General features: G+C 44.5%; 1 protein-coding gene. It reads right to left on the bottom strand.

The window, feature by feature from the left end; all coding sequences use genetic code 11:
* Positions 1–60: 60 nt before the first annotated feature.
* A partial coding sequence (locus tag VT06_RS17315) for a S9 family peptidase (RefSeq protein WP_046555579.1) occupies positions 61–481 on the bottom strand: 421 nt, incomplete at its 5' end.

The following is a 481-nucleotide window of genomic DNA, read 5'->3' on the forward strand; positions in this document are numbered from 1 at the left end:
ATTTCTTAGCAGGCAATAAAAAAGCAGGTTTCCCTGCTTTTTTTATTGGTTTTAGTAACTCTATTCAGCGGCTTGATACTCACTGCCAATATAGCGGTTGAAAAAGCGTAACATACGCTGCCAACGCTCCACATTATGTTCAGGTTTGTAAAAACCGTGCCCTTCATCTTCTTTCACCATCCATTCCCAAGAATGGTTACGTTCCTCAAGCGCATCACGTAAACGTTCCGCCTGAATAAGAGGTACTCGAATATCCTCTGCTCCGTGAATCAAGAACACGGGTGCTTTGAGTTTATCCAGGTTATGCACAGGCGATTGCGCGTTTCTCTCATCCTCTGTGTCTGGCAGAACTCGCGCTAAATACTCTCGGCCAGATTGGCGCGTAGGTATATCGCCTTCTGTTAGCATTAAGTTCAAATCAAACACGCCAACAAAGCCTACAGTGCACTTATATAAATCAGGTTCACGCACAGCACTCATT

Origin of the sequence: Arsukibacterium sp. MJ3 (genome assembly GCF_000987765.1) — a bacterium.
Lineage (GTDB): Bacteria > Pseudomonadota > Gammaproteobacteria > Enterobacterales > Alteromonadaceae > Alishewanella.